Origin of the sequence: Chitiniphilus shinanonensis DSM 23277, assembly GCF_000374805.1 — a bacterium.
Classification (GTDB): domain Bacteria; phylum Pseudomonadota; class Gammaproteobacteria; order Burkholderiales; family Chitinibacteraceae; genus Chitiniphilus; species Chitiniphilus shinanonensis.
This window is the reverse complement of sequence record NZ_KB895346.1, coordinates 1-26,229: the sequence shown is the minus strand read 5'-3', so window position 1 is coordinate 26,229 and position 26,229 is coordinate 1. Positions and strand designations below refer to the sequence as shown.

Sequence of the window (26,229 nt, the reverse complement as noted above, 5' to 3'; positions counted from 1 at the left end):
TCTTGGGGTGTTTCAACCCGAAATCTTCAGCAAGCCATCCGGCCCCGCTTCGAGGCGATAGCGGTCGATCGTCAGCGCGCCCTTTTCCAGCGTGGCCGCGGGCAAGGTCCGACAGCCGATGTCCAGCACGAACAGGTAGTCGGCGGCGGCGCTCGGCGCGCGCGCCACGAAGCGCGCGTGCCACGGCACCGCGTCGCGCTTGCCGCGTTCCAGCGGCCACTTCTGGTCGTCGTCCTGTACGAAATCGCTGGGCGGGCCGCTCAACTGGCGCACGCACAGCGAGCGCGCGCCCTCGCCCATCTGCTGGTAGCCGTCGCGCCCTTCGCGCCAGCCGGTGGTGCTGTGCAGGTTCCATTCCCAGCGGCGCGGCGTCGCCGACGCCAGCTGGTCGCGCACCAGCAGCAGGTTGGGCCGCAGATAGGCCCAGGCCCGCACGTGGCGCTTGAGCGCGCCGGCGTAGGCGCCGGTCAGGTCGGCCGCCACCGTGTCGTTGGCGCCGGTTTCGAAATCGAAGAAGCGCACGCCCGGCGCGGCCCGCCCCAGCGGCTGGCCCTGGCCGCCGTCGAAGGTGATCGCGTTGTGCGCCACGGTATTGCGGTACCAGTTCTTCCAGTGCGGCGAGCCGTACCAGTCGTAGGCGCCGCTGCTGCCGGCCAGGATCTTGCCGTTGGCGTGGATCAGGAACGCGCCCTGGTCGGCGTGGCTGTGGTTGACGCTGCTGCCGCGCGGATCGGCCTTGAGGTAGATCGACACCTCGCGCCCGCCGGCCTGCTGCTGCATGGCGACGATGCCGCTGTCGGGGAACAGCGCGGCGTTGGCCTTGGCGGGAAAATCGCTGCGCGTCTCGGCGGCCAGGCCCACCGCGCTGGCCAGCACCACCGCGGCCTTGCGCTCGGTGGGCTTGTGCTGCGCCGCGTACCAGGCGGAGAACGGCGAGCGCACTCGATCCATCGCGGCCAGCGCGTACACCGGGTTGACCGGGGTTTCGTGGCCATCGCCGAACAGGCTTTCCGGCGAGCCGGGCGGCAAGGCATAGGCGAAGAAGCGCGGCACATTGCGCAGCCAGATGTGCTGGTAGGGATCGAAACGGGTCGCCGCGCGGATCGCGTCCCATGCCGGCAGCGCCGTCATCAGACTCCATTGCTCGTAGGCGCCGCTGCCGAAGTAGCCGCCGTCCTGCGCGCCGTAGGGATGGCCGGCGTAGACGAACCAGCGCAGGTGCGCGGTCAGCGCGTCGCGCGCCACCTGCGAATCGGGCGCGATCAGCGCGGCGGCGGCCAGCATGGTGCCGATGCCGTCGAAGTGGATGGCGTTGGTCGGACGCAGCCGGTAGGTGGCCATGCCGATGCTGCGCTGGGTATCGCCGATGCCGGCCTCGATGCGACGGCGCAGGCGCTCGCGCTCGGCGGCCGGCAGTTGCTCGCCCAGCACGTCGTACACGTACGCCAGCGTCCACAGCCGCTGCCGCGCCGCGCGCGGGCTCTGCCGGTACGACGGCGTGAAGTCGTCGTCGTCGCCCAGTTCGGCCAGCACCTCGCGCACGTCGGCCAGGTAGTCGGCCTGCCCGGTGTGGTAGCGCAGCATGGCGCCGTACAGCAGGCGGTTGGACCAGCGCTCGACCTCCTGGTAGGCGTCGAGCGACGCGGCGCCGCTTTCCAGGGTGGCGGCCCGCTTCATCCGCGTGGCGGACACCCGATCCAGCCGGCGGTAGGCCGCCTCCACTTCCTTGATCGCCCAGCCCTGCCCGTTGCCGGCCCGGGCCTTGCCGCCGTCGAACAGGAACGGCCGGCGCAGGCCGCTGCGCCACAGCGCCGGCTGGCCGAAGTCTTCCAGCCTAGGGCTGTCGGCGGCGATGCGGAAGCATGTGGGCGCGCCCGCCGCCCCGCCCTGCGGCGCGACGCGCCAGCAGTATTCGCCCGCAGCCAGCGGCTGGGGCGCGATGTAGTTGTTTTCCTGGAGGTCGACGCTGCGCAGCACCTTGCCGGCGCCGTCGCTCAGGGTCAGGCGGTAGCGCCCGTTACCGGCCGCCGGCCACGCGATGTACGGCGGGTTCTGGTAGAGATCGAGCCCGGCCGGCGGCACCGCCTGCTGGGCGATGTTGGCAGCGGGCGCCGCCTCCGCCTCGTCGGCGCGGCCGGGCACCGCCTGCATGGCCAGTACGACCAGCGCCAGCGCGACGAAGGGGCTCGGCTTAGCCTTCGACCACATCGTAAAGCTCCTTGAGCTGGTGCTGCACCGCGGGGAACGAGAACAGGGTGCGGGCGCGCTCGCGCGCCTCGTGCGCCAGGCGCGCGCCCTCCTCGGGGTGCTGCGCCAGGCGTTGCAACGCCTGGAACAGCGCGTCGGCGTTCTGCGGCTCGATCAGGACGCCGGCCGCGCCGTCGCCCAGCGCGAACGGGATGCCGCCGACGCGGGTGGCGACGATCACCCGGCCGTAGGCCATCGCCTCCAGCACGCCGAACGGCAGCGCCTCCTGGTGCGACGGCAGGACGAACACGCCGCAGTCGCGCAGCAAGGCTTCCTTCTCGGCGCCGGTCACCCAGCCGACGAAGTTCACCGCGTCGGCGACGTCGTATTGCGCCACCTTTTCCCAAAACCACGGCATCTGGCCGCTGCCGGCCACGGTCAGCCGCGGCGACGCGCCCTGCTGGCGCAGCCGGCGCAGCGCATCCAGCAGTTCCTCGATGCCCTTGGCGGCTTCGATGCGCCCCAGGTAGAGCAGCGACAGCGGATCGGCCTGGCTCGCCACCTGCTCGGGGCAGCTGACGGCGTTGGGGATCACCACCACCGGCGCGCCGGGCGCCAGCCGGTCCACCCAGGCCCGCCATTCCGGGCTGAGCACCACCACGGTGGCGGCGCGGCGCAGCAGGTCGACCAGCAGGCGGCCGATCAGCTTGTGCTGGTTGCGCTGGTAGTAGATCGGGAACATGCCGCCGTGCAGGTGCACCACGTAGGGCCGGCCGAAGGCGCGCGCCAGCCAGACGAAGCCCAGCTTGCGCCACAGGCTGGCGCGGGTGGCGACGTGCACGTGCAGCAGCGCCACCTTGCCGCGCAGCAGCAGGCCCAGCAGTTGCAGCCACACGCCCAGCGCAACCACGAACTTGCGCAGGCGGTTGGCCTCGACGTGGCTGGACAGGTAACGGATGCGCAGCGCGGCCAGCAGGCCCGATTCGCCCGCCGACTTGGCCCAGAACGCCATGCCGCCGTGCGCCAGCGGCGAGGGGCCGACCATCACCACCTGTCGCCGCGCGCTCATCGGGCCACCTCCGCCACGCGCTCGTGCCCGACGTCGGCGCGCGCGCCGGGTTCCAGGCATACCGCGTCGATGCGCTTGTACGGCGAATCCAGCGGGTACAGCAGGCCGCGCACCAGCGCCGCCAGCCGGTAATGCCAGTGGAAGTACGAGAACGCGGTGTCGAGCAGGTTGCGCTTCTTGGCCAGCAGTGCCAGGAACACCCCCAGCCAGGCCGCGCCGGCGGCGACCGCCAGCGGCCACCATGCCAGCCCGGCCAGCGCCAGCAGCGCCAGGCCGCCCAGCAGCAGCGGCTGCTTGCTGATGCCCAGCGCGCCCTTGGCGTAGCCGTGGCGCAGGCCGGACTTGAGCAGCATGCCTTCCGAGCGGGCGTAGCCGTTGCGCCAGTGGCGCAGCAGCATGGCGCCGGTGCTCAGCGCGTGGCCGGTGTGCTGCACCGCCGGCAGCGGCAGCCGCACCATTTGCCAGCCCTTGGCGCGCAGGCGCATGCCCAGTTCGGCCTCTTCGTAGGCCGGCAGGAAGCGGTGCGCCAGGTAGCCGGCCTGGTCGACCGCCGCCTTGCGGTAGACGCCGCCGCCGTTCAGCCACGGCACCACGCCCGGCGTGGCCGACGGCTTCTTCTTCACCCGGCCGCGGTCGAACATGTTGCGCACGCAGGTATCGATCAGCAGGCCGCCGACGCCCGCCAGTTCCGGCCGGCGCTCCAGCTCGGCCAGCGCCGCGCCGACGAAGCCGGGCTGCACCACCATGTCGCCGTCGATCAGGTACACGTACTTGCCGCGCGCGAACTGGTAGGCCAGTTGCGCCGCCGCGCCGGCGCCGCGATCCTCGATACGCCGCAGCTGCACGATCTGCACCGGGTAGCGGCGCGCGATCTCGACAGTGCGGTCGGCGGACAGGCTGTCGGCCAGGATGATCTCGCACGCGATGCCGCTGGTTTCGCGCAGCAACGCCTCGATGCACGCGGCGATGTGCGTCTCCTCGTTGAGCGCCTTGATCAGCACCGACAGCAGCGGAGCGGGCTGGGTCATAGCAGGGTCGCCAGGCGACGGACGCCGTCGAGCGCCTGTTGTTTGAGCACCGGCACGCGTTCCTCCAGCCGGGCCTTGATCGTGGTCTCGTCCTGCTCCAGGCGGCGCAGCATGGCGCTGAGCGTGGCGGTGCTGACCAGCGGGGTTTCCAGCACGTACTCGGTGTGGCCGAACAGGTCGGCGTTGATGCCCTTGGCCTTGACGCTGTAGGCGATGGAGCACGTCGGCACGCGGGTGGACAGCGCGGCGATGGTGGCGTGGGTGCGCGCGCCGATGAAGAAGCGGCACTGCGAGATCACGTATTTGAGTTGCGGCGCGTTGAGGCCGGACGGCACCAGCCCGACGTGGGCCTGGTGCTGGCCCAGGCGGTCGTACAGCTGCTTGAGATAGGCTTCGTCGCTGTGCTCGGGGTTGCCGTCCAGCGAGGCCACGTGCGGGATCAGCATCACGTGGTAGCCATCGTCCACCGCCTGGCGCACGAAGGCGGCGGCTTCCTCCTGCAACACCGCGCGGGCTTCGCCGACCGGGCGATAGCGATGGATCAGCGAGCTGATGTTCAACCCCAGCACCGGCCGCTCGCTGCGCGACCAGAACGGGCCGAGGTCGATCGGCTCGGGCAGCATCCAGAACGCGGAATCGGCCACCTGGTGCAGGTTGCGCGACAGGCCGTGGCGGCGCAGGTAGTCGTAGCTCACGGTTTCGCGCACCGACACCATCGACAGCCGGTCCAGGTGGGCCATCACCTGCGGCACCACGCGCGGTTCCTTGTCGAACGGCCCCACCGACGCGCCCCACAGCGTGGCGGGCTTTCCCTGGCGCAGCGTGTACTCGGCGATGTTGACGAAGTGGAACAGCGACACCAGCCCGTAGTCGAGCGAGTAGTTGTCACCGCCGATGGAGATCAGCGCGTCGGCGCGATCCAGGTCGCGGCGGTGGGTGGCGTCGTAGCCGGTCATCGGCCACTGCACCGATTTGAACACCGGCGCGCGGCGGCTCAGGCGCCCCCACCAGCGATGCGCCGACTTGAGCGGAATCGCAGGCACGAAACGCACGCCATCGTCCGCGGCGCTGGGCCATTGCCGGCTGTCGCGGGCCATGTCGAACGACGGCACCATCACTTCGCAGCCGGGAAACACCTGGCGCAGCAGGTAGGCATTGGAACGCGTCAACGCTTCGCAGCCGCGGTTGCCGAAATTGTCCTGACCGGTCAGATAGAAATGCTTCACTTCAATGTTCTCTCAGTGGGGATGGGTTGAAAGGCAAATTCAAACCTTGGACCACAGAGGACACTGAGCGCACGGAGAAAACCCAAAGCGAGAAAACCCAAGGTCTTTCGGGTTTCTCCGTGCCCCCTCCGTGTTCTCTGTGCTCTCTGTGGTCCAAGATTTGGAATCGGTTTTTGCACCGCCGCCTCACCACACGAACAGCCGCCCCAGGCGGCCGGGGGCGACGCGGTTGACCCAGTCGCGTTCGTTGTCGCTGAACGGGCGCAGCCAGTGCAGCACCAGGGCGTACAGCGCCATGGCGGCGAAGCCAGTGGCGTAGGCGGCCAGCGGGGTGGCATGGGGGATGACGAACACGCCGGCGACCAGCGCCAGGGTGGTGCCGAGCAGCTTGCCGAAGCCGCGGAAATCGATGGCGATGGGGGCGCCGCTGCGCTTCAGGCCGTACCAGCACACCGCGCACCACAGCACCTCGCTGACCAGCGCGCCGCACACCACGCCCTGCCCGCCGTACCAGTGGCCGCCCAGCAGCGCCACCGGCAGGCCGGACAGCGCCGCCAGCGTGGCCGCCAGGCTGATGTTGGGCGAGCCGGTGGACATGTTGATCATGGCGAACGCGGTATGGACGCACTGCATCGACACCACCAGGATCATCACCAGCATGATCGGGTAGGCGCCGCCGTACTTGCCGTGGCTGATCAGGTCGAGGAACGGCTCGCCGGCGTAGACGAAGAAGATCAGCAGCGGGAACAAGGTGAAGTAGTTCATCTTCACCACGAAGTTGAACATCTCGTCGAGCACCTGCCGGCTGCCGCTGGCGGCGTAGCGCGCCACGAACATGGGCCGGATCACCCCCAGCAGCAGGTAGCCCGGCAGGTAGTTGCGCAGCATGTCGGACAGCGCCTGGGCGAAGCCGTAGTAGGCCGCCTGGATCAGCCCGGAGAACTTGCTGACCAGGATCCGCAGCACGTTGTTGCCGTAGATCTGGCCGATCACCTGGCTGATGTAGAACTGGAAGCACACCGACAGCATGGCGCGCCGTCCGCCGCGCAGCGGGCCGCTGGCCGCCGCCGCGCGCTCGCCCCGGCTGTAGAACGCCAGCGCCACCAGGCCGTACAGGCACGCGGCGACGGTGGCGGCCAGGTCGATGGCAACGATGCCGTAGAGCGTCGCCGCGTCGCCGTCCCAGGCGATCGCGCCGTAGGCGACCATGCGCAGCGCCGAGCGCACCAGGAACACGAACTGGGTGTGCCCCTGCAACAGCAAGGCGGGGAACACTTCGGTGAAGAAGCGCATCGCCGCCTCGAACACCAGCAGCACCGAGAACAGCAGCAGCAGGTCGGCATCCAGCTTCAGGTCGAACGCCTCGGCCAGGTGATCGAACGCCAGGAACACCCCGAGCGCGAACAGCACCGACAGCAACTGGCGCGCCACGCAGCTCCACCACAGCGCGCGATGCAGCGCCGCGATGCGCCCCTGCACCCGCAGTTCGGTGATGTATTTCTGGGCGAAGGTGGACAACCCGAAGCCGGTGTAGAGGTAGAAGATCTCGACGAAGGCGAAGATCGCCACGTACAGGCCGTACTCGGCGGGCTCCAGCAGCCGCGCCAGCAGCACCAGCGCCGCGAAGGTCAGGCCGGCCGACGCCGCCTTGCCGGTGAGGAAAGCGACGATGCTGCGCCGGGCGCCGCTGGCGGTATACGGATGCGCACTCACGATGCCCGTGCCTCCGTGTCGCCGCCCAGCAGCTTGCCCGCCAGCACCGTGTACGCCGCCAGGAACAGCAGGAACACCTGCATCACCGGCACCGCCATCACGTCGGTGTTGTAGATCAGCAGCAGCACCGCGGTCAGCATGGCGGCGGACGTGGCGCGCAGCCACGGCGCGTGGAACGAATCCGGCGCCACCTTCATCGCCAGGCGGCGCGCGCGGTGCGACAGCAGCAGGAAGAAGCCGCACAGCAGCGCGGTGCCCGCCAGGCCGCTTTCCCACAGCAGGATGGCCAGCGACGAGCGTCCCAGGCGGAATTGCGGGAAGTAGTGCCGCGCCTCGCTGCCGATCAGGGTCTTGGCCACCTTCACCGAGCCGACGCCGTGGCCGACCAGCGTGCCGTGCAGGTCGCGGCCGAAGTGGCGGTCGGCCCACAGCGCGATGGCGGCGACGCGCCCCATCTCGCCGGTCTCCATGTTGATCATGTTGGGGTCGACCGTCAGTTCGATGGTGTGCTCGATGTATTCCGGCAGGTCGCGGATCACCTGGTTCTCACCGAACTGCTTGAAGTACACGGTCAGCCCGCCCCACAGCAGCAGGCACAGCAGGATGGCGCCGACGATGAATTGCAGCGGCCGGCGGAACAGCACGTCGGCATACAGGTAGAGCGCCAGCAGCGGCAGCAGCATGAACACCACCTTGACCTCGGCCATCCCGATGCACAGCAGCGCCGCCAGCATCGCGCCCCAGAACAGCGCCGGGGCGATGCGCCGCTGGCGATACAGGCCCAGGCACGCGAAGCAGCCCACCAGCAGGAACACCGCCATCGCGCCGCTGGCGCCGCCGCCCTGCGGATCGCCGCCGAACGAGCCGACCACCGAATCCCAGCGCGCGCCCGCGGTGCGGGTCGGCACCACGAAGATCACCTGGTACAGCACGAACGGCACCTGGGCGATCATGGCCCACGGCACCAGCGACAGCGCGCGCTGGTACAGCGACAGATCGCGCTGGGTCAGCAGCAGGAAGAAGAAGAACGACAGGATCCACAGGTAATCCTTGCCGCCCAGCAGGAACTGCCACAGGCCCGACCAGTACAGCGCCGACGAGAAGGCGCCGATCAGGATGAAGCCCAGCAGCAACAGCACCGGCGCCATGGCCTGGCCGCCGCCGCGCGCGTCGCGGTGGATCAGCGCCTCCATCGGCAGCCGCAGGTAGAGCACCAGCCCCAGCAGCGCCGGCAGCCAGTTGGCCTGCTCCAGCCGCAGGAAGTAGATCGCCTGCCCGACCACCACGAAGGCGATGCCCAGCATCGCCCACACCAGCATGGCCGGCGGCACGAAGAACAGCACCAGGATGGCGGTGGCGCCCAGCACGCCGGCGGCGGCCTTGGCGCCGAGCATGCCGATGGCCGCGCCGGCCAGCAGCGAGAAGCCGGCCAGGATCAGCAGCAGCAAGGCGGCCTGGACAGTGGCCCGGCTGGGCCAGGACAGGGAACGCAGGACCGTCACGCCACGGCCTCCAGGCGATGGACCACGTCGTGCACGTGCTTGCGGTGCGACAGCGGCACCAGCGTCTCGGCCTTGGGATAGCCGACGGCGATCAGCATGATGATGGCCTCGGCGTCGTCCAGGCCGAAATGGCGATGCACCGCCTTGTCGGCCGACGGCGCCACGCACCAGTTGAGGCAGCAGCTCACCAGGCCCTGCGCCTGCAGGCCCAGCAGCAGGCTCATGGCGAACAGGCCGCCGTCGACGTAGGGCTGGTTGCGTTCGCTGGCGTCGAAGAAGCCGCGCATGTCGGCCGTCACCATCAGCACCAGCGGCGCGGTGTCGCCGAAGCCGCGGTTGCCGTTCTGGTAAGCCAGCAATTTGTCGCGGATCGCCGGCTGGTCGGCCAGGTGCACGCGGCACGGCTGGCGGTTGCACGCCGACGGGCTCAGTTGGGCGATGCGCACCGCCTCGTCGATCACCGACCGCTCCACCGCTTGCGGCGCGAAGTCGCGGAAGCTGCGGCGGATGCGGTACAGCTCGTCCAGCGACTGGCGATGGCGCTCGAAATCGATGTGTTCCAGGCTGAGCCGCAGCGGCGTGGTCGCGGCGGCGGCATCGCTGTCGGGCCAGCGCGGCGGCGCCAGGAAGGCCGACACCCGGCGCGTCACCGCGCCTTGTTTGTCCAGCGACAGCGCCACCAGGCAGTCGCGATAGGCCAGCAGGCTGTCCAGCGCGCCGCGGTAGATGGCGTCGTCGGTGGGAAAGCCCTTGGCCTCCCACGCCAGCAGCAGGCGCATCACGTGATCCGCCGCCTCGCCGCCGAACATGCGCTTGGCGCCGGGCATGCACATGCCCTTTTCCAGCTTGTGGTAGTAGAACAGCAGCCGCGCCTGGAGCTGGATCTGCGTCTGGCCCTGCATGCGGCCCCAGAACATGTGGCGGCCGACGCGGCTGACGTCGTACCAGTGGTAGACCAGCTTGCGCGCGGAACGCAGCTTGAGCTTGACGTGCCAGTACTGCTCGAACAGTCGTTCGTTGGCCGCGATGCGGGCCTTCAACCAACGCTTGATCATGCCCCCTCCGTGGCGCCGAAGAACAATGGGCGCGTGCTCGGCGGCAGGTCGTGGTACAGCGCGGCGAGGAAGCGCTGCTGCACCGCGTATTCGTCCTGCGGCGAGGTGCCGAGGGTGGACACGCGGAAGATCATGCCGTCGGGGATCACGCCGCGCACGCCGTAGGCCAGCTGCGCCAGCTTGTGCTGGGTGCCGTTGAGGGTGATGCGTTCGCCCACCGTCATCCAGTAGGTGATCGGCTCGTTGCGTTCGCCCAGGGTGGCGACCAGCCGGCGCACCGGCAGCGCGTGGCCGCCGACGTCCAGCGTGCCGTCCTGGCCCTGCGACACCACGAAGCCCTGCGCCGGGTAGCAGACGTCGGGCTTGTGCACCCGCAGGCCGTCGCTCTGGTCGCGACCGTAGGCGATGGACAGCATCACCCGCTCGCCGCGGCTGTTGACGTAGGTGCGGCCCAGCGTCTCGGTGTACAGCTCGGCCAGCTTGGCGCGCAGCTCGGGCGGCAGCGACACCACGTCCTGCGACGCCTCCAGGCGCCAGTCGCCCAGGCGCTGCGGGATCATCGCCTCCAGGGTGACGCGGCGGGTTTCGGCCAGCGATTCGGTGGGCTTCATCGCCCAGGCCAGCGCGGCGGCGGCCAGCATCAGGATCGCCAGCGGAATCTGCCAGCGGGTTGCGCGATTCATGCAATCACCTCGCGTTTGCGGAAGAACAGCCCGAGCACGCGGTCGAACAGGAACAGCGAGCCGAGCGCGGCGGCGAACAGGAACAGGCCGGCGGCGCCGTGCACGAAGCCCTGCCCCGCTTCGTCGCCGAAGTGGTAGGTCACCAGCACCAGCACGATCACCCGCAGCACGTTGGCGAAGAACGCCAGCGGCAGGATGGCGGCGATCAGCAGCAGGTTGCGCAGCACGCTGCGGTGCGCGGTCAGGTAGACGTACAGCAGGCCGACGGCGGACAGGCTGAACAGCGAATTCAGGCCGGAGCAGGCATCGGCCACCAACAGCTGGTACGGGCCCACGTTGAGCAGCACGCCGCTGCGGGCGACCGGGTAGCCGGCGGCGTACAGCACCATTTCCGCCAGCGCCGACACTTCCTGCTTGAGCGAGGCGGTGATGGCGTCGATGACGAAGCCGGGCAGCGGCACCAGGAACAGCAGGAAGAACAGCGCGAAGCTGCATGCGCGCACCGCGGCCCAGCCCTTGGCCGACAGCAGGATCGCCATGGTCAGCGGAATGAAGGCGCCGATCTCCAGCAGCAGGATGGCCTGCGAGCGGCCGAAGGCGTAGCACAGCGCCCCCAGCAGGCCGAACAGCAGGCCCCAGGCCGGGGCGCGCGCGTCGGGCAAGGCGGTCAGCGCGTCGCGGCGCAGCCAGAACAGCCACAGCACCAGCGCCAGCACGATGGGGCCGTGGCCCAGTTCCTCGGTCTGCCACACGGTGCGCGACAGGTCGTAGACCGTGGGCACGGCCAGCACCAGCAGCGCCACGCACAACAGCGCGTTGCGCCACAGCAGGCCGCCGAGGTCAGCGATCCCGAACGGGGTCGTGGCTTCGCTGCGGGCCGTCATGTCAGCGGCTCCCTTCGTTCAGCACGGCGCCGATCACGTGGGCGCCGGCGGCTTCCAGTTGCTCACGCAGCTGGGTCAGCTCGCGCAACCGCGAGCGGTGGCGGTCGGTCACCAGCACCATGCCACGCACCCGGGCGGCGATCAGTTGCTGGTCGGCGGCGTCGGTGGCGGGCGGGGTGTTGACGATCACCACGTCGTACTGCTCGACCATGCGTTGCAGCAGCAGCGGGAAATTGGCGCGCGACAGCAGTTCCTGCGGGTTGGGCGGCAGGGTGCCGGCGGCCAGCAGCGACAGGCCGTCCAGCGCGTCGATGCCGGTGACGCACTCGTCGCCGCAGCGTCCGGCCAGCAGGTCGGACAGGCCGTGGCGGTTGTCCAGGCGGAACAGCTCGTGCAGCGTCGGGCGGCGCAGGTCGGCGTCGATCAGCAGCGTGCGCTCGCCCAGTTGCGAGAACACCACAGCCAGGTTGGCGGCGAACACGCCGGTGGGCGCGCCGTTGTCGAAGCCGGCGAGGCCGATGGTCTTGTGGCCCTGGGCGATCCAGCGCAGCACCAGCTGGCTGCGCAGGCTGCGCAGCGCCTCGACCGCCGGGCTGAACGGCTGGTAGGCGGCGATCAGTTCGTGGCCGAGCGACAGATCGTTCGGCGCCAGGTACGAGTACGAGAACTGCCGCGCCAGCGCGTGGCGCAGGTCCGGCTCGGCCAGGTAGCCGAGCTTGACCGCGGCTTCGCCGAAACGCAGGCCCTCTTCGCGGTGCACGTCGAGCACGTGCTCGGCCTGCTGCGGGGTGAGCTTGCCCATCTCCAGCAACACCTTGCCGATGTGGCTGGCCTCGGGGGGCAGCATGCTGCCGACGGATTCCTGTTTCATGGCGCGGACCTCAAGCAGGTTGCAAGGAGGAAGGATTGGCCGGACGCGAACGGCCGGGCAGCCAGCGGCGCTTCTTGCGCGCCGGGGCAGGCGCCAGGGACAGCTCGGCCAGCACCGGCAGGTCGAGCGCGTGCTCGATGTCGCGGGCGGAGCGCACGCGGCGGTCCAGCAGTTCGGCCACCAGCGCGCAGCCGATGCCGAGCAGGCCGCCGGTGAAGATCGCCAGCGCCAGGTTGAGCAGCAGGCGCGGGCTGGACGGCTTGAGCGGGATCGGTGCGGCTTGCAGCACCGAGATGTTGGTGGCGGCGGCGCGGCTTTCCAGCATCGACTGCGAGTAGCGGTCGAGCGTGGTGTCGTAGGCGCGCTGGGCGTTCTCCACCTGGCGTTGCAGCACTTCCAGTTCGGTGCGGTCGCCCTTGAGCTTGAGCACCCGTTCCTTCTGCTGCGCCAGCGCGGACGCCAGCGACGCCTGGCGCGCGGCCGAGCTGCTGGCGGCGCTGGACAGGCCGGTGGCGTACTGGCGGGTCAGCTCGTTCAGCTCGTTGCGGGTGGCGTCCAGCTCGGCCTTGGCGGCGACGTAGTGCGGATGGTTGGGGCCGACCTTCTGCGCCAGTTCGTCGAACTTGGCCTGCTGAGCGGCGAGCTGGCTCTTCAGCTGCTGGATCAGCGGGTTGTTGAGCACGTCCGGCGCGTTGTCGCCGCGGGCGCGCGAGCGCGCGTCGTAGGCTTGCGACTGCGCCATCACCACTTGCGACGACAGGTCGTTCAGGCGCTGGGTCTCGGTGTCCAGGCGCTCGTCGCTGGCCACGATGCCCTGTTCGCGCTGGTAGTCGGAATAGCGGCGCTGCGCGGTCTCCAGGTTCTTCTGCAAGGTCTTGAGCTGGGCCTCGAAGAACACCGAGTTCTGCTGCGCGGCGTTGGTGCGGATGTCGCTCACCGTCTTGACGTAGGCCTGGGCGAAGGCATTGGCGATGGCCGATGCGAACTGCGGGTCGGCGGCGGTGAAGCGCAGGCTGATGATGCGCGAGTCGCGCGCCGGCTCCACTTCCAGCGAGCGCAGCAGCGATCTGGCCAGCCAGTCGCGGATGTTGCCGTGGCCCTCGGTGTCGGCGACGAAGGCTTCGCGGGTCTCGGGCAGCTTGTCCAGGCCCAGCGCGTCCACCACGTTGAGGGCGGTGTTGTGGCTGGTGATGATCTGCGCCTGGGTGGCCATGTAGTCGGGCGCCATCACGTTGGGCGCGGCCAGGCCGTTGATCGGGTCGACCGGCTTGGCGTCCACGGTGAGCACCACTTCGCCGGTGTACTGCTTGGGCAGCAGCAGGCTGACCACCACGGCGCCGACCACCACCAGGCCGAACACCATCAGCGCCAGCCACAGCCGGGCACGCAGGATCAGCAGGAATTGTTGCAGGTTCATTGTGTTGCCCTCAGAACAGCGCTTCGCGCACGAACACCACGTCGTTGGCCTGGACCACGTCGGTGGGCTTGGCCTGGAGCACGTCGGTGCCGCCGTCGTGCTTGGCGCGGTGGATCTCCAGCCCCTTCTGCGACGCGCGCAGGTTGTAGCCGCCGGCCACCGACAGCGCCTGCATCACGGTCATGTTGCGTTCCAGGCGGAACGAACCGGGCCGGTTGACCTCGCCGTAGACGTAGATCTGCTGGGCCCGCGGGATGTACAGCACGTCGCCCGCGCGCACTTCTTCGGCCTTCGCGGTGCCGTCCTGCGCCAGCAGCGCGGCCAGCGAGAATTCGCGACGCTCATTGCCGCGGGTCAGCACTAGGGTGTCGCCGCCGTTGGGATTGACGCCGCCGGCCAGCGCCAGCGCGTCGATCAGGGTGGCGGCGCTGTCGAGGGCGTAGCGGCCGGGGTTGGAGACTTCGCCGAGCACCGCCACGCGCTGCGAGCGGTACTGGGTGATCAGCACGTTGACGCTGGGCTTGTTGACGAAGCCGCCACGCTCCAGCAGCCCGGCGATGCGGCTCTCGGCCTGCGAGAACGACAGTCCGGCCAGCTTGACCGCGCCCACCAGCGGGAAGCTGATCTCGCCGGATTGCGTCAGCTGGATCTCGGTGGTGAGGTCGGGGTGGTCGTAGACGGCCACCTTGACCACGTCGCCGGCGCCGAGCACGTACTCGGCGTCGCGCGGCTGCGGGTCGGCGGCGTGCGCGGGGGCCAGCACCAGCAGGGTGGCGGCGCACAGGGCCGCCAGGCGTTCGATGCAGCCCTTCATCATTTCAGCCCCTTCACGCCGGCCTTGAGGTGTTCGGCGGTGCCGCCGGTGCCCGCTTCGACCGCGGGCGCCGCCGCGCCGGCCTGGGCGGTGGCGGTAGGCGCGAAGCCGTTGACGTACTCGACCTGGGCCTTGCCGCGCAGGTCGGCAAGGCGGGTGCGCGCGTCACGCTCGGTCTGGCCGTTGCGCAGGTAGGCGGTGATGGCCTGGGCGGCGTCGGCCTGGCTCACCGGCGCCGGGCGGCTTTCCTCCAGTTGCAGCAGCACGGCGCGGCCGTTGCTGTCCGGCAGGCTGACGATGTCGCCGACCTGCAGGGTGGAGATGCGCGCCAGCAGCGGCATCGGCAGTTGCTCGGCGGCGCGGCGGGTGCGGCTGGCCTTGTACTCGACGCCGGCGGCCTTGAGCGCGGCCTCGGTGTCGGCGGCGGTGTGGGCGTTCTCCAGCGTGGCGAGCAGCGCCTTGTCGCCGGCCGCGGCGGCCGGGACGCTGAAGCTGGCGAAGTCGTAGATGCGACGTTCGGAGAACAGCGCGGGGTTGTCGTTGTAGAACTTGGTGCGCGCCTCGGCGGTGGGGTCGGCCGGCTTGCCGATCACGCGCTCGGCGGCGGCCTGCGCCAGCAGTTGGCGCCGGCTCTGCTCCAGCGCCTGCAACACGTTCGGATCGCGGTCGAGCTTGAGTTCCTCGGCCTTCTGCACCAATAGCTCCTGGTCGACCAGTTGCTCCAGCACTTTCTGCTTGGTCTCGTCGCTCACCGGCTGCGGCTGGCGCGCCAGGACGAAGTTGAGCTGGTGAACGGTGATCTCCTTGCCGTTCACGCGGGCCAGCACCTGGCTGGGCGACTTGGCTTCCTGCTTGTCGCCGCAAGCGGCGAGCGCCAGGACGAGCAGGACGATACCGAATCGCAGGGGTCGGACGTTGCGCATGGCATTCCTTTCGAATGGTTGTTGGTACAGGGGCCCGTGGTCAGGCCCCGTTGTTGGTTTCAGCAAACGATGCAGTTCATTCGGGTACTGGGTATTCGAGTACGGCCAATCGGTGGTTCTTCCAAAGAGCATTACCGTGCCACCGCCAGCCCTCCCCGCGCACCGCACGCGGTACGCGAGCCGAGTCTTCCGCCAGCGCAATCAGCGACCGGCACCGCCCGGACTGGCGCCACCCACGAGCGCAGCGAGGCTCCCTCGCGGCGGCGAGGGCGGGGGGAGTGGAATCGTGTGGCAAGAGCCGTTGTCGGCTTCGCCCCGATGACGAGCATCCGGCTTTGCCGGAGGCTTGCCGCCAGCCGATCTCCAACCGCCGGGAACAGATTCCGCAGGCTCGTGCGGCGAGGGCGGGGGGAGTCGGGTTGAAGCAGGGGAACGCCGTGGCTGGCATCCCAGCGGAGGCTTCGCACCGGGCTTTGCCGGGGGCCTGCTGCGGCCCGATTCGATAGCGGTCGCATGCCAGCCCCCTAATAGGCGTTCTGATCGCGCGCCATGCTGGTCGCCGTCTGCAGCACGATCTTCAGATCGAGCCACAGCGACCAGTTGCGCAGGTAGTCGAGGTCGTACTCGATGCGCTTCTGCATCTTGTCGATGGTGTCGGTCTCGCCGCGGTAGCCGTTGACCTGGGCCCACCCGGTGATGCCGGGTTTCACCTTGTGGCGGATCATGTAACCGCGGATCAGCTTGCGGTACATCTCGTTGTGCGCGTTGGCGTGCGGGCGCGGGCCGACGATGCTCATCTTGCCCTCCAGCACGTTGATGAACTGCGGCAGCTCGTCGAGCGAGGTGCGGCGGATGAAGCCGCCGATCGGGGTGAGGCGCTGGTCGTTCTTCTGCGCCTGCACCACCTTGTCGCCGTCTTCCATCACCGTCATCGAGCGGAACTTGTAGACCAGGATGCTTTCGCCGTTGGCGCCGTAGCGGCGCTGCTTGAACAGCACCGGGCCGGGCGAGGTGAACTTCACCGCCAGCGCCACCGCCAGCATCACCGGCCAGATCAGCGCCAGGATCACCAGCGCCAGCACGATGTCGGACACGCGCTTGACCACGCCGGACATGCCGACGAACGGGCTTTCGCACACCGCCACCACCGGGATGCCGCCCACGTGGTCGAAGCGCGCCTGGATCAGGTCGCAGACGAAGAAGTCGGGCAGGAAGTAGATCGACGCGGTGCTGTCCTTCAGGTCTTCCAGCAGCGACAGCACGCGCGGCTGCGAGGTCATCGGCAGCGACACGTAGATGTGGCCGATGTTGTGGGTCTTCACGTATTCGACCAGCGCGGCCAGCTTGCCCAGCAGTTCGTCCGAATGGATGCCGTCCAGGCGGCTGGCGCTGCGGTCGTCGAAATAGCCGGCGAACTCCAGGCGCAGCTGCGGGTTTTCGCGGATGCGGTTGGCCAGCGCGATGCCGGCCTGGTTGGCGCCGATCACCACGGCGCGCGCCAGCGGGGTGTTGCTCGGGTGCAGCAGCGCGGCGCGGAACAGTACGTGGATGCCGATCAGCACCACCGGCGCCACCAGGTGCCAGGTGATGAGGAACGGCGGGTAGAAGTAGGCGTTGAAACCGGACAGGCGTCCGATCAGCCAGAGGAAGCCGACCACGCAACCCCAGCCGGCGACGAAGCGCCCCAGGCCCATCAGCGGGCGGCTCACGCCGGGCACGAACAGGAAGGTGCCGTCCAGCAATTGCGCCGACAGCAGGAACGCCAGCGCGGCCCATACCAGCAGATAGCCGTTCCAGGCGATCTCGAACGGGATGGCCAGCAGGTACAGCACGGCGACCACCACGATGGGGTCGAGGAAGCTCTTGCAAAAGCTCGCCAGCGGCGCGGCGTGCGCCAGCTGCCCGAACCGCTCGTTGGAGAGCGTGGACTGGATGAACTCGGGGCCGCGCTGCGGCTCGGCCTGGTGACTCAAGACAAAATCGACGTTCGCGTTCATTCGTGTGTACTCCTGCCGGGGTCGGCTCGGAACCTGTCCTGGCAACCGCGACGGTCGCGCGAGCCTGGCTCGCTTGCGCCATGCTCGTCGGTTTCAGATTCCCAGGCCCTTGTGGGGCTCGCCTCGGCGCTGTTTCGACTGGATCAGCCAGTGCCGCTTCCGTTGGCCGCACAGTGGTTACTGCGCGGCTTTCCGCCTAGAACCGCCAGGTCGCGGTCAGGCCGTATTGCATGCTGTCGTACTCATTGGTCTGCAGGTTGGAATCGCGCCCGTTCTGCTCCACGTAGCCCACCAGGTCGATCGAGTTGGTGGGGCGGTAGGTGCTGGCCAGGCGCCAGTAAAGGGTCTGGTCCTCGATGTCGCCCAGGGTGTCGCGGGCGATTTCGCGGTCCTCGTAGCTCACTTCGCCGCTGAAGATCCAGCGGGGGTGGTAGCGCCAGTCGGCGCGCACGCGGTAGGTGTCGGTGATGCGCCGGACCAGGTTCTGCCCCGGATCGTCGAAGGCGCGCTCGTAGGCCAGCTCGACGCTGGTGCGCTCGGTGGCCTGCCAGCGCAGGTTGAGGCCGCCGATGAAGTTGTCGGTGGCATCGCCGCCCGCCTTGTCCTTCCACGACACCCAGCCGACGCTGCCGCCGAAGGTGGTCAAGGCGGTCAGCGGGATCTGCCAGCCGAAATCGACGCCGTGCTGGCGATAGCCGCGCAGGTCGGCGCGGGCGAAGCCGTAGTCCTCGGTGTATTCCAGCTCGGACACCATGCCGCGCACGGTAAAGGTGCTGCCCTTGCCGGTCTGCGCGGTGGCGCCGACGGTGGCGTGGCGTTCGTCGTAATCCAGGAACTGCCGCGCCTCGTGGCGTTCCTCGGTGGCGCCCACGCCCGCGCCCAGCGACCAGGTCGGCCCCAGCTGCCAGTTGCCGCTGGCTTCGGCGTTGCGGGTGCGGTACAGGTCCTTGATGCCGCCCAGCACGTCCTCGAACGAGGACAGCGATTTGCGGTCGCTGTAGCTGAGCCGGCCGGCCAGCGTGCTGCCCACCGCCCATTGCCAGGCGCCCTCGCCCTCCCAGCCGGTGTAGTCCAGCTCGTCGTAATGGAAGTAATGCGGGCGGTAGACCTCGCCGTTCAAGGTGAACAGCTGGCGCGATACCGGCCACTGGGCCTTGACGCCGACCCGCGGCTCGACCATGTGGTCGCCGCGCTGGGAATCGCCCAGCACCACGCCCGCGTTGTCCGAATCGGCCAGGCGGAACAGGTTGTCGTCGTAGCGGTAGCGCAATTTCGCCTCCAGGACCACGGCATCGCTTTCGTCGTAGGCCGCATGCGCGGCCGGCAGCATCGCAGCGCACAGCATCACGGCCGGCACCGACCGGACGGCCCGGTGCTTACCTTTCATGTTGCTGTTACGCACCCAGTTCCCCTTGAGAAACGCCAAAATCACTTACTCTCGTAGAAATTTACGGGAAAAATGGTGGCAAACGACCATCAGAGCGTCAATTGCCAAAATTACCTTTCTACGCGCCGCCTGAAAGGGCATGCATCTTAACCGAGATACCCAGACAGCGGATCATGATATTTGCATTAAAAGCAATCTTCATTGTTTGTAGAATTTTGTCATGAGCATTGACAAGCTTATGATGATAAAGAGCTTTTCATCAAAAACCCACGCCGTTCCCAGCCGCAGACTACCCAATCGACATTAAGCTTCCATTTACGGCGCATTTCAAATCTCATAAATAATCAAATACTGATATTTGAAATCCCATACACAAAAATGCATGAATTTATAACTTACAAGCGTGGCGCCGAGTCCCGACAAAAGGAAGAAAAACCCGGGCAACCGGAGCTAAACACCTACAAATTGTCATAAAAATAGAAAGAAAAATGAAAGTAATTTCCTGATGAAAACTACATCCGTCAGCAGCATCGGGATAACCGTCGGTGCTCGTAGCGAACTGTGACACGACCAACGGGCGCTTGAGGCACCTTAACGGACGTCAAAAATGTGCGGTTGCAGCATCACCCATCCGACGACGCGGAGAAAAAGCGGGATGGACGGTGCTGGTGACCGCGCTTTTTCCGGCCGACAGGAACCTTGTTGCAGCGGTCGGGGTGAACGACCTCACAGCGATCGATGCCCGCCAACGGAGCCGGCGGGCCGGGGAAAGAGGCGACGGCGGACGGCGCCGAGACCATCGCGCTTATATTGAAAGTGGCGATCCAGCCGGTTTCGCGTGGGGGCACTGCAATGAACGGCATCGACCTCAAGGACTTCCTGCTGTGGAGCACCGTGATCAATTACATCGTGCTGCTGGTCTGGTTCGGCGCGCTGGTGGTGGCGCACGACTGGGTCTACCGGCTGCACACCCGCTGGCTCAAGCTGTCGCCGGCGGCGTTTGACGCGGTGCACTACGGCGGGATGGCGGCGTACAAGATCGGCATCCTGCTGTTCAACCTGGTTCCGCTGATCGCGCTGTGCGTGGCCAGGTAACGGCATCCCGACCTCGAACGCCGCGGTGAAGGACGATCGGGCACGAAAAGGCCTTGGTCAGACCACGGCGGCGGGGAAGCGTCGCTCGAAACGCCAGGCGCTCAGGGCATCGGCGGCGCCAGCCGCTGTTCCAGCTCCGGCCGCAGGCGGCGCAGCAATTCGGCGCGCACGGCGGTGTAGTCCGCGTTGTCCACCCACACCTGCGCCGACAGCCGCGCGCCGGTGTCGGTGTAGTCGGCCACCGCGATCGCCGGCTCGGGGGTGCGCTGGATGCGGCTGTCGGCGGCCACCACTTCGCGCATCAGCGCCAGGCCCGATTCCACCTGGGCCGTGGTCACCTGGAAGCTCACCTCGATGCGCCGCGTGGCGTTGCGGGTGTAGTTGGTGACGGCATTCGACCACAACTGGCTGTTCGGCACGTAGAGCGCCGCGCCGTCGCTCTTGGCGAGCTGGGTGGAAAACAGCCCCACTTCGCGCACCGTGCCGGCCACGGTGCCGACGCCTTCGATGTAGTCGCCGACGCGGAACGGCTTGAGCAGCAGCAGCATCAGGCCGGCGGCGATGTTCTGCAAAGTGCCTTGCAACGCCAGGCCGATGGCCAGGCCGGCGGCGCCCAGCGCGGCGACGATGCTGGTGGTCTGCACGCCCAGCCGGCCCAGCACGTTGACCAGGGTGAGGATGCGCACGCCCCACAGCACCACCGCGCCCAGCAGCGGCGCGGCGGTCGGATCGCCGCCGGCGCGCACCACCAGCCGCTCCATCGCGCCGGCCAGCCGCCGCGCCAGCCAGAAGCCGATCAGCAGGATCAGCAGCGCCACGATCAGGTCGATGCCGTAGTTGGCGGCGCGGTTGAACAGGCTGTCGAAGAAACGCTCGACGCGGTCGAAATGGGTCAGATCCATGGCGGGCTCCCTGATGGTGATGCCGGCCTGCATGGGCCGGGCGGATGGGGAGTGGTTATATCGCGGATCGATCGCACCGCCAGCGGTAATGGTTGCCCGTTACGGCATCATTCCGCTTCGACGCTGGGATCGGGGCTGGGCGGTCGCGCGCCGTCGGGATCGGGCAACGGCACGTCGTCGGGCACGCCGGCCGGGTCGGCCAGCGGCGCGTCGTGGCGCAGTGCTTCGACGTTGGTGTCGCGCTGGTCCTCGCGCTCGATCTGCGCATCGAGCGGTGCGTCGGCCTCGCGCAGCGCGGGGTCGAAGTCGGGATCGTCCGGCTGGACCACGCGTTCGTCTTCTTCCTGGTAGGGATTGGGCATGGGGCCTCCTTGGGTGGGCGAAGTGCGGCAACGGCCGCGCTTCGACAGTCGGCAACATCCATGCCATGACCACCCCGACCGCGCGCGGCGCAGTTCAGCGATGAATCCGTCGTGCCCACGCCCCGGCGCCACGCAGGATTTACACGCGACCGGAGCAAGTTTGCGCGGCCCTGCCGGCCACGGCAGATGGCGGCGCGCAGCGGGCTTGGCACGGTCCCTGCATCGGACAGCCCATCTCGAATACGCGGCAGGACGGACATGACGGATTTCGCGTGGTGGCAACGCGGGGTGATCTACCAGATCTATCCCCGCAGCTTTCAGGACGCCAACGGCGACGGGGTAGGCGATCTGGCCGGTATCCGGCGACGGCTGGACTATCTGGCCTGGCTGGGCGTGGACGCCCTGTGGATTCCGCCGATCTACCCGTCGCCGATGGCGGACTTCGGCTACGACATCGCCGACCATTGCGCCATCGATCCCCTGTTCGGCACCCTGGACGAATTCGACGTGCTGCTGGCCGAAGCTCATGAACGGGGCCTGCGGGTGATCCTGGATTTCGTGCCCAACCACACGTCTGACCGCCACCCATGGTTCGAGGAAGCCCGGCGCAGCCGCGACGCTCCGCGCCGCGACTGGTATCTGTGGGCCGACCCCGGCGCCGACGGCGGCCCGCCCAACAACTGGCGCTCGCATTTTGGCGGCGCGGCCTGGACCTTCGATCCCGGCAGCGGCCAGTACTACCTGCATACCTTCCTCGCGGCCCAGCCCGACCTGAACTGGCGCAGCCCCGAGGTGGCCGAGGCGATGGCGCAGGTGATGCGCTTCTGGCTGGACCGCGGCGTGGACGGGCTGCGGCTGGACGCGATCTGGCACCTGATCAAGGATCGCCACCTGCGCAACAATCCGCCCGATCCGGGTTGGCATCCCGGCCTGCCGGAACACGAGAAGCTGCTGCATGTGTTCACCAGCGACCGGCCCGAGGTGCAGCCGCTGGTGTGCGCGCTGCGCGACGTGGTCGACGAGTACCGGGAACGGGTGCTGATCGGCGAGCTGTACCTGCCGATCGAACGGGTGGTGGCCTATTACGGTGCCCGCGGCAACGGCATCCACCTGCCGGCCAATGCACTGTTGATCGGCGCGCCGTGGGACGCCGAGAGCATCGGCGCGGCCGCCGACCGCTACGAGGCGCTGCTGCCCACCTTCGGCTGGCCCAACTGGGCGCTGGGCAACCACGACAAGCCGCGCATCGCCGGGCGTGTGCCGCGCGGGCACGAGCGGCTGGCCGCGTTGCTGCTGCTGACGCTGCGCGGCACGCCGACGCTGTACTACGGCGACGAACTGGGGATGCGCGACGGCGATATTCCGCCGGCGGCAATCCAGGATCCGATCGAACGCAACATGCCGGGCCTGGGCCGGGGACGCGATCCGCAACGCACGCCGATGCCGTGGGACGACAGCCCGCACGCGGGCTTCAGCACGGCGGAACCCTGGTTGCCGCTGTCCGCCGACGGCCCGCGCCTGCATGTGGCGGGACAGCAGGCGGATCCGGCTTCGTTGCTGCATCTGTATCGGCGACTGCTGCAACTGCGCCGCGCCGAATCGGCGCTGGCCGTGGGGCGCTACCTGGGCCACGGCGCGCCGGCCGGCACGCTGCATTTCGAGCGCGAACATCAGGGGCGTCGGCTGGCGGTGGCGCTGAACTTCAACGAAACCGCGCGCACGCTGTCGGGCCTGGCCGGGCAGTTGGTGCTGTCCACGCTGGGGCGCGACGAAGGATGCGCTCTGGACGGCACGTTGACGCTGCTGCCCGGCGAAGGCGCCATCGTGGCGCTGGCCGAGCAGGTCTGAACGCGGCGGCGCATCGACCTTCCGGCAACCGATGCGCCTTGGAGCGGCTGACAAAACCCGGCGCAGCGGCTGTGGCAAGGCGTGCGAAACGCAGCCAGTACAAGGCGTACGGCATGAGGCTCGACTCCCCCGCCCAATGCGGCCAGAAGGGCTTTGTCAGCCGCTCTTGACGATCAGTTGCAACTGGCGCGGACGATCACGCCTTCGAAGCCGTCGAGCAACAGCGTTTGCGCCACCGGCTCTCCTTCCCGCTTCAGGCTGGTGGAGAGCAGGATCTCGCCGCATAGCAGATCGCCCAGGTCGACCACCTGTTGGGCGGCGTCGAAATTGAGCAGCACCAGCAGGCGCTCGTTCTCGTGCTCGCGCAGGTAGCCGACCAGCTGCGCGCCGGCGCTGAAGCCCCGGTAGCGGCCGATCGCCAGCGCATCCCAATCGTCGCGCAGGTGGATCAGCTTGCGGTAGAGGTGCAGCAGTGAATGCGGGTCGCGCGCCTGCGCCCGCACATTCACGTCGCGATAGTCGGCCGCCATCGGCAGCCAGGGCTCCGCCGTGCTGAAGCCGGCGTTGACGCTGTCGTCCCATTGCATCGGACTGCGCGCTGGATCGCGCCCCAGGCCAAGCCCGGGCATGTTCTTCTCCAGTGGATCCTGCACCTGTTGTGGCGAGATGGGCACGTCGGTCATGCCCAGCTCATCGCCGTAGTACAGCGTCGGCGTGCCGCGCAGCGTCAGCAGCAGCATCGCGGCCAGGCGGGTCTGGGCCGCGCCGACACGGCTGGCGATGCGGTGGTTGTCGTGGTTGCCCAGCACCCAGTTGGGCCAGCCGTGCGGCGGCAATGCGGCCTCGTACTGGTCGATGGCCGCACGAATCAGTGCTGGATCCCAGGCCATTCCGATCAACTGGAAATTGAATGGCAGGTGGACGCCGCCCGCGCCGGTGCCGTAGTAGGTGACCAGGCGCTCCACCGGCAGGTAGATCTCGCCGACCATCATGCGGTCCGGGTAGTGGTCGAGCAGCTCGCGCATGCGAGCGATCACGTCGTGGACTTCGGGCCGGTCGGTGTTGTAGGTGGACAGCAGGCGGCGATGCTCGCCCATATGCGCTTCGTATTCGGGGTTGTCCGGGTTGTGGCGGAAATCCTCGTCCTTGATCAGATGCCAGATCACGTCGATGCGAAAACCGTCGACGCCGCGGTCCAGCCAGAAGCGCATCGCGTCGAGCATGGCGTCCTGCACCGCCGGGTTGCGCCAGTTCAGATCGGGCTGTTCCTTGAGGAAGGCGTGATAGTAGTACTGGCCGCGGGCCGCGTCGTACTGCCAGCCGCTGCCGCCGAAGCTGGAAAGCCAGTTGTTGGGCGGTCCCCCGTCCGGTGCCGGGTCGCGCCAGATGTACCAGTCGTGCTTGGGGTTGTCGCGGGACGCGCGCGATTCTGCGAACCAAGGATGCTGGTCCGAGGTGTGGTTGGGCACGAAATCCAGGATCAGCCGCATGCCGCGTGCGTGCGCTTCGGCCAGCAGCGCATCGAAGTCGTCCAGGGTGCCGAACAAGGGATGGATGTCGGTGTAGTTGGAGACGTCGTAGCCGAAGTCCGCCATCGGCGATGGATAGATCGGCGAGATCCAGATCGCATCGACCCCCAGCCACGCCAGATAATCCAGCCGCTGGCGGATGCCGGCCAAGTCCCCCACCCCATCGCCGTTGCCGTCCTGGAAGCTGCGCGGGTAGATCTGGTAGACCACCCCTTCCTGCCACCACTGATGCTTTTTCAACATAAGCGTGCCTCCAGCCTCGATGCGGGAACGCGGAGATCGGGTCGAGCCCCGGCGGCATGGCCACAGCGGCCCGCCCGCGCCTGACTACACCGTAGCGCACCCGGGCATGGCGCCTTGAAATAAGGCGCATCCTGCGGCGGATCGAACGGCGGCGTCATCGGCGGATGCGAGGGTTCCTGGATCGGTGGCGGGTTGCGATGAGGGTCGATCGGCTCGGGAGTCACATCCGGTTCGGGATCGTGTTCCGGCGGATGACGCGGCTGGGTGGGCGGCATCTCCGGCTGATGGGGCGGCACCTGGATCGGCTCCTCGATGGGCGGACCTGCCGGACCGGGTCGGGGGGGCTCGATCGGCGCCGGGACAGGCGCGGGACCAGGAGGGATCGGCGGCGTGGCATCGGGTTGCGGATCCGACCCTGCGCTGGACAGGAACGGGAAAAGCACGAGGGGAGAAATCGAGCGAACAGGCATGTGGACCTCCTGTGTCGAAAGCGGGATTTGAAATCTGGAAGACGGCGAAAAACAGACGATCAAGGTGCAGTGGGGATGCAGTTTTTGCGCAACCGCCTGTAAAACCGCCAAGTCAGATGCCGCGCCAATCAGATGCGGCCCGGCCCTTTGGGCACACGGGGGCCGCTGCTGGGCGCCGTGCCATCGGGATAATTGGCTTCGTAATTGCTGCGATCCGCCTCGTTGGAGGCGGTTTCATGCTCCGCGGGGATCGGCTGCGGGCGGGCCGGGCCGCTCTCGGGAACGGTAGGGGATGTTTGGCTCATGATGTACTCCCAGGGGTACGGCAGGATGCCGCTTCCCCACGTGGGAGCAAGAAGGATTCCAGGGCTTGGCACGCGCCTTGCAAGTCGAAGGGCATCACTTGCCTTCGAGGAGGCCATCATGGAACGAACCACCCTGCACCACGGCTCCGGCCCCAGCCTGCCGGACTACGACCAGGCGTACCGGCAGGTCTACGATGCCGCCGAGTTGAACGATCTGCCCGATTTCGACGAGTGGACACCCCTGCCCGCCCGACACTACGTGCCTGCGGGACAAGGCCTCGAATGGCTGGATGGCGGGCGCCATGCCAACAGCGCCGCCTGGCTGCGTCTGCATGCACGCTTCAAGCCGCAGGACATTCTGGGGTGAGTCCTGAAGTGAGGAAGGGATATGGCGAGAGGGCTGAGGAGGCGCGAGGGAGGCAGGCAACGGCCCTGCCTTTACCGCAGATCTGTTCCAAACCCCCTAAAGTAAAACCCCCGAGCCTTTTGGGTCTCGGGGGTTTCGCATAAGAGCCTGGCGATGACCTACTTTCACACGGGAATCCGCACTATCATCGGCGCTAAGTCGTTTCACGGTCCTGTTCGGGATGGGAAGGCGTGGGGCCAACTCGCTATGGTCGCCAGACGTAACTCTGGAGTCACGACTGTACTTCGTCACAACTCGCAATTCGATAGAAGAAGCAATACTACTCAGGCGCGGTCAGCTTCCGCTCACCCCA

22 protein-coding genes and 1 rRNA gene are annotated in these 26,229 nt (G+C 68.1%); 3 read left to right on the top strand and 20 right to left on the bottom strand.

Annotated elements, in window-relative coordinates; translation table 11 throughout:
* Positions 1 to 12: 12 nt before the first annotated feature.
* The 15 genes from C556_RS0112660 to C556_RS0112590 all read right to left on the bottom strand — a co-directional run bounded on the left by C556_RS0112660 (position 13) and on the right by C556_RS0112590 (position 18,714).
* Positions 13 to 2,208 carry a heparinase II/III family protein gene (locus C556_RS0112660; RefSeq protein ID WP_018748626.1) on the bottom strand — a complete coding sequence of 732 codons (2,196 nt, stop codon included), beginning with the start codon at positions 2,206 to 2,208 and terminating at the stop codon, positions 13 to 15.
* Positions 2,192 to 3,256, bottom strand: a complete 1,065-nt coding sequence (locus C556_RS20295) for a glycosyltransferase family 4 protein (RefSeq protein WP_018748625.1) — start codon at positions 3,254 to 3,256, stop codon at positions 2,192 to 2,194. Before C556_RS20295 ends, C556_RS0112660 begins: the two co-directional genes overlap by 17 nt.
* Complete coding sequence (locus C556_RS20290; RefSeq protein WP_018748624.1) at positions 3,253 to 4,284, bottom strand: glycosyltransferase family 2 protein; 1,032 nt, start codon at positions 4,282 to 4,284, stop codon at positions 3,253 to 3,255. Before C556_RS20290 ends, C556_RS20295 begins: the two co-directional genes overlap by 4 nt.
* Positions 4,281 to 5,510, bottom strand: coding sequence for a polysaccharide pyruvyl transferase family protein (locus C556_RS0112645; RefSeq protein WP_018748623.1), 1,230 nt, complete (start codon positions 5,508 to 5,510; stop codon positions 4,281 to 4,283). The genes C556_RS20290 and C556_RS0112645 overlap by 4 nt, the downstream gene beginning before the upstream one ends.
* Before the next feature lie 186 nt (positions 5,511 to 5,696).
* Complete coding sequence (locus C556_RS0112640; RefSeq protein WP_018748622.1) at positions 5,697 to 7,223, bottom strand: lipopolysaccharide biosynthesis protein; 1,527 nt, start codon at positions 7,221 to 7,223, stop codon at positions 5,697 to 5,699.
* Positions 7,220 to 8,725, bottom strand: a complete 1,506-nt coding sequence (locus C556_RS23030) for a hypothetical protein (RefSeq protein WP_018748621.1) — start codon at positions 8,723 to 8,725, stop codon at positions 7,220 to 7,222. Before C556_RS23030 ends, C556_RS0112640 begins: the two co-directional genes overlap by 4 nt.
* Positions 8,722 to 9,780 (bottom strand): nitroreductase family protein, encoded by a 1,059-nt coding sequence (locus C556_RS21720; RefSeq protein ID WP_018748620.1) that lies wholly within the window; start codon positions 9,778 to 9,780, stop codon positions 8,722 to 8,724. Before C556_RS21720 ends, C556_RS23030 begins: the two co-directional genes overlap by 4 nt.
* Positions 9,777 to 10,463: an exosortase-associated protein EpsI, B-type gene (gene epsI / locus C556_RS0112625; RefSeq protein WP_018748619.1), complete on the bottom strand. Its 687-nt coding sequence runs from the start codon at positions 10,461 to 10,463 to the stop codon at positions 9,777 to 9,779. The genes C556_RS21720 and epsI overlap by 4 nt, the downstream gene beginning before the upstream one ends.
* Entirely contained in the window at positions 10,460 to 11,347 is an 888-nt protein-coding gene (gene xrtB, locus C556_RS0112620; protein ID WP_018748618.1) for an exosortase B, read from the bottom strand. The genes epsI and xrtB overlap by 4 nt, the downstream gene beginning before the upstream one ends.
* A gap of 1 nt (position 11,348) precedes the next feature.
* Complete coding sequence (epsG, locus tag C556_RS0112615) at positions 11,349 to 12,218, bottom strand: chain length determinant protein tyrosine kinase EpsG (RefSeq protein WP_018748617.1); 870 nt, start codon at positions 12,216 to 12,218, stop codon at positions 11,349 to 11,351.
* A 10-nt stretch (positions 12,219 to 12,228) separates the two neighbouring features.
* Positions 12,229 to 13,635: a chain length determinant protein EpsF gene (epsF, locus tag C556_RS0112610; protein ID WP_018748616.1), complete on the bottom strand. Its 1,407-nt coding sequence runs from the start codon at positions 13,633 to 13,635 to the stop codon at positions 12,229 to 12,231.
* Positions 13,636 to 13,645: 10 nt separating this feature from the next.
* Entirely contained in the window at positions 13,646 to 14,452 is an 807-nt protein-coding gene (gene epsE / locus C556_RS0112605; RefSeq protein WP_018748615.1) for a polysaccharide export protein EpsE, read from the bottom strand.
* Positions 14,449 to 15,372 carry an EpsD family peptidyl-prolyl cis-trans isomerase gene (locus C556_RS20280; RefSeq protein WP_018748614.1) on the bottom strand — a complete coding sequence of 308 codons (924 nt, stop codon included), beginning with the start codon at positions 15,370 to 15,372 and terminating at the stop codon, positions 14,449 to 14,451. Before C556_RS20280 ends, epsE begins: the two co-directional genes overlap by 4 nt.
* A 524-nt stretch (positions 15,373 to 15,896) precedes the next feature.
* The gene (locus C556_RS0112595) at positions 15,897 to 17,369 is read right to left on the bottom strand and encodes an undecaprenyl-phosphate glucose phosphotransferase (RefSeq protein WP_018748613.1); all 1,473 of its coding nucleotides are present in this window, start codon (positions 17,367 to 17,369) and stop codon (positions 15,897 to 15,899) included.
* 196 nt (positions 17,370 to 17,565) lie between these two features.
* On the bottom strand, positions 17,566 to 18,714 hold the full coding sequence (locus C556_RS0112590) for an outer membrane beta-barrel protein (RefSeq protein ID WP_018748612.1): 1,149 nt from the start codon (positions 18,712 to 18,714) through the stop codon (positions 17,566 to 17,568).
* An 894-nt stretch (positions 18,715 to 19,608) separates the two neighbouring features.
* Between C556_RS0112590 and C556_RS0112585 the strand changes: the two genes are divergently transcribed.
* Positions 19,609 to 19,851: a DUF6868 family protein gene (locus C556_RS0112585; protein ID WP_018748611.1), complete on the top strand. Its 243-nt coding sequence runs from the start codon at positions 19,609 to 19,611 to the stop codon at positions 19,849 to 19,851.
* Positions 19,852 to 19,952: 101 nt separating this feature from the next.
* Here C556_RS0112585 and C556_RS0112580 read toward each other — a convergent pair whose 3' ends face one another.
* Together C556_RS0112580 and C556_RS0112575 are read right to left on the bottom strand one after the other, a co-directional pair.
* Complete coding sequence (locus tag C556_RS0112580; protein WP_026263056.1) at positions 19,953 to 20,753, bottom strand: mechanosensitive ion channel family protein; 801 nt, start codon at positions 20,751 to 20,753, stop codon at positions 19,953 to 19,955.
* A 107-nt stretch (positions 20,754 to 20,860) separates the two neighbouring features.
* Positions 20,861 to 21,115: a hypothetical protein gene (locus C556_RS0112575; RefSeq protein ID WP_018748609.1), complete on the bottom strand. Its 255-nt coding sequence runs from the start codon at positions 21,113 to 21,115 to the stop codon at positions 20,861 to 20,863.
* Positions 21,116 to 21,373: 258 nt separating this feature from the next.
* On the opposite strand from C556_RS0112575, the gene C556_RS0112570 reads away from it, so the two are divergent.
* Complete coding sequence (locus C556_RS0112570; RefSeq protein ID WP_018748608.1) at positions 21,374 to 22,963, top strand: alpha-amylase family glycosyl hydrolase; 1,590 nt, start codon at positions 21,374 to 21,376, stop codon at positions 22,961 to 22,963.
* A gap of 173 nt (positions 22,964 to 23,136) precedes the next feature.
* Here C556_RS0112570 and C556_RS0112565 read toward each other — a convergent pair whose 3' ends face one another.
* Both C556_RS0112565 and C556_RS23025 read right to left on the bottom strand, forming a co-directional pair.
* Positions 23,137 to 24,735, bottom strand: a complete 1,599-nt coding sequence (locus C556_RS0112565; RefSeq protein WP_018748607.1) for an alpha-amylase family glycosyl hydrolase — start codon at positions 24,733 to 24,735, stop codon at positions 23,137 to 23,139.
* Between the two features lie 598 nt (positions 24,736 to 25,333).
* Positions 25,334 to 25,510, bottom strand: coding sequence for a hypothetical protein (locus tag C556_RS23025; RefSeq protein ID WP_157236150.1), 177 nt, complete (start codon positions 25,508 to 25,510; stop codon positions 25,334 to 25,336).
* A 118-nt stretch (positions 25,511 to 25,628) separates the two neighbouring features.
* Here C556_RS23025 and C556_RS0112560 point away from each other — a divergent pair, with 118 nt between their 5' ends.
* Entirely contained in the window at positions 25,629 to 25,877 is a 249-nt protein-coding gene (locus C556_RS0112560) for a hypothetical protein (RefSeq protein ID WP_018748606.1), read from the top strand.
* Between the two features lie 145 nt (positions 25,878 to 26,022).
* Here the strand turns inward: C556_RS0112560 and rrf are convergent.
* Positions 26,023 to 26,135: ribosomal RNA gene (rrf, locus tag C556_RS0112555) — 5S ribosomal RNA — on the bottom strand.
* Positions 26,136 to 26,229 lie beyond the last annotated feature (94 nt).

What these genes read in the sequence shown, in the direction of transcription:
- C556_RS0112590 (WP_018748612.1), bottom strand. Translation starts at nt 18,714, where the DNA reads ATGCTGTGCGCTGCGATGCTGCCGGCCGCGCATGCGGCCTACGACGAA.
- xrtB (WP_018748618.1), bottom strand. Translation starts at nt 11,347, where the DNA reads ATGACGGCCCGCAGCGAAGCCACGACCCCGTTCGGGATCGCTGACCTC.
- C556_RS0112585 (WP_018748611.1), top strand. Translation starts at nt 19,609, where the DNA reads ATGAACGGCATCGACCTCAAGGACTTCCTGCTGTGGAGCACCGTGATC.
- C556_RS0112560 (WP_018748606.1), top strand. Translation starts at nt 25,629, where the DNA reads ATGGAACGAACCACCCTGCACCACGGCTCCGGCCCCAGCCTGCCGGAC.
- C556_RS20290 (WP_018748624.1), bottom strand. Translation starts at nt 4,284, where the DNA reads ATGACCCAGCCCGCTCCGCTGCTGTCGGTGCTGATCAAGGCGCTCAAC.
- epsF (WP_018748616.1), bottom strand. Translation starts at nt 13,635, where the DNA reads ATGAACCTGCAACAATTCCTGCTGATCCTGCGTGCCCGGCTGTGGCTG.
- C556_RS0112565 (WP_018748607.1), bottom strand. Translation starts at nt 24,735, where the DNA reads ATGTTGAAAAAGCATCAGTGGTGGCAGGAAGGGGTGGTCTACCAGATC.
- C556_RS23025 (WP_157236150.1), bottom strand. Translation starts at nt 25,510, where the DNA reads ATGAGCCAAACATCCCCTACCGTTCCCGAGAGCGGCCCGGCCCGCCCG.
- epsE (WP_018748615.1), bottom strand. Translation starts at nt 14,452, where the DNA reads ATGATGAAGGGCTGCATCGAACGCCTGGCGGCCCTGTGCGCCGCCACC.
- C556_RS0112580 (WP_026263056.1), bottom strand. Translation starts at nt 20,753, where the DNA reads ATGGATCTGACCCATTTCGACCGCGTCGAGCGTTTCTTCGACAGCCTG.
- C556_RS0112660 (WP_018748626.1), bottom strand. Translation starts at nt 2,208, where the DNA reads ATGTGGTCGAAGGCTAAGCCGAGCCCCTTCGTCGCGCTGGCGCTGGTC.
- epsI (WP_018748619.1), bottom strand. Translation starts at nt 10,463, where the DNA reads ATGAATCGCGCAACCCGCTGGCAGATTCCGCTGGCGATCCTGATGCTG.
- C556_RS21720 (WP_018748620.1), bottom strand. Translation starts at nt 9,780, where the DNA reads ATGATCAAGCGTTGGTTGAAGGCCCGCATCGCGGCCAACGAACGACTG.
- C556_RS20295 (WP_018748625.1), bottom strand. Translation starts at nt 3,256, where the DNA reads ATGAGCGCGCGGCGACAGGTGGTGATGGTCGGCCCCTCGCCGCTGGCG.
- C556_RS0112575 (WP_018748609.1), bottom strand. Translation starts at nt 21,115, where the DNA reads ATGCCCAATCCCTACCAGGAAGAAGACGAACGCGTGGTCCAGCCGGAC.
- C556_RS20280 (WP_018748614.1), bottom strand. Translation starts at nt 15,372, where the DNA reads ATGCGCAACGTCCGACCCCTGCGATTCGGTATCGTCCTGCTCGTCCTG.
- C556_RS0112570 (WP_018748608.1), top strand. Translation starts at nt 21,374, where the DNA reads ATGACGGATTTCGCGTGGTGGCAACGCGGGGTGATCTACCAGATCTAT.
- C556_RS0112595 (WP_018748613.1), bottom strand. Translation starts at nt 17,369, where the DNA reads ATGAACGCGAACGTCGATTTTGTCTTGAGTCACCAGGCCGAGCCGCAG.
- epsG (WP_018748617.1), bottom strand. Translation starts at nt 12,218, where the DNA reads ATGAAACAGGAATCCGTCGGCAGCATGCTGCCCCCCGAGGCCAGCCAC.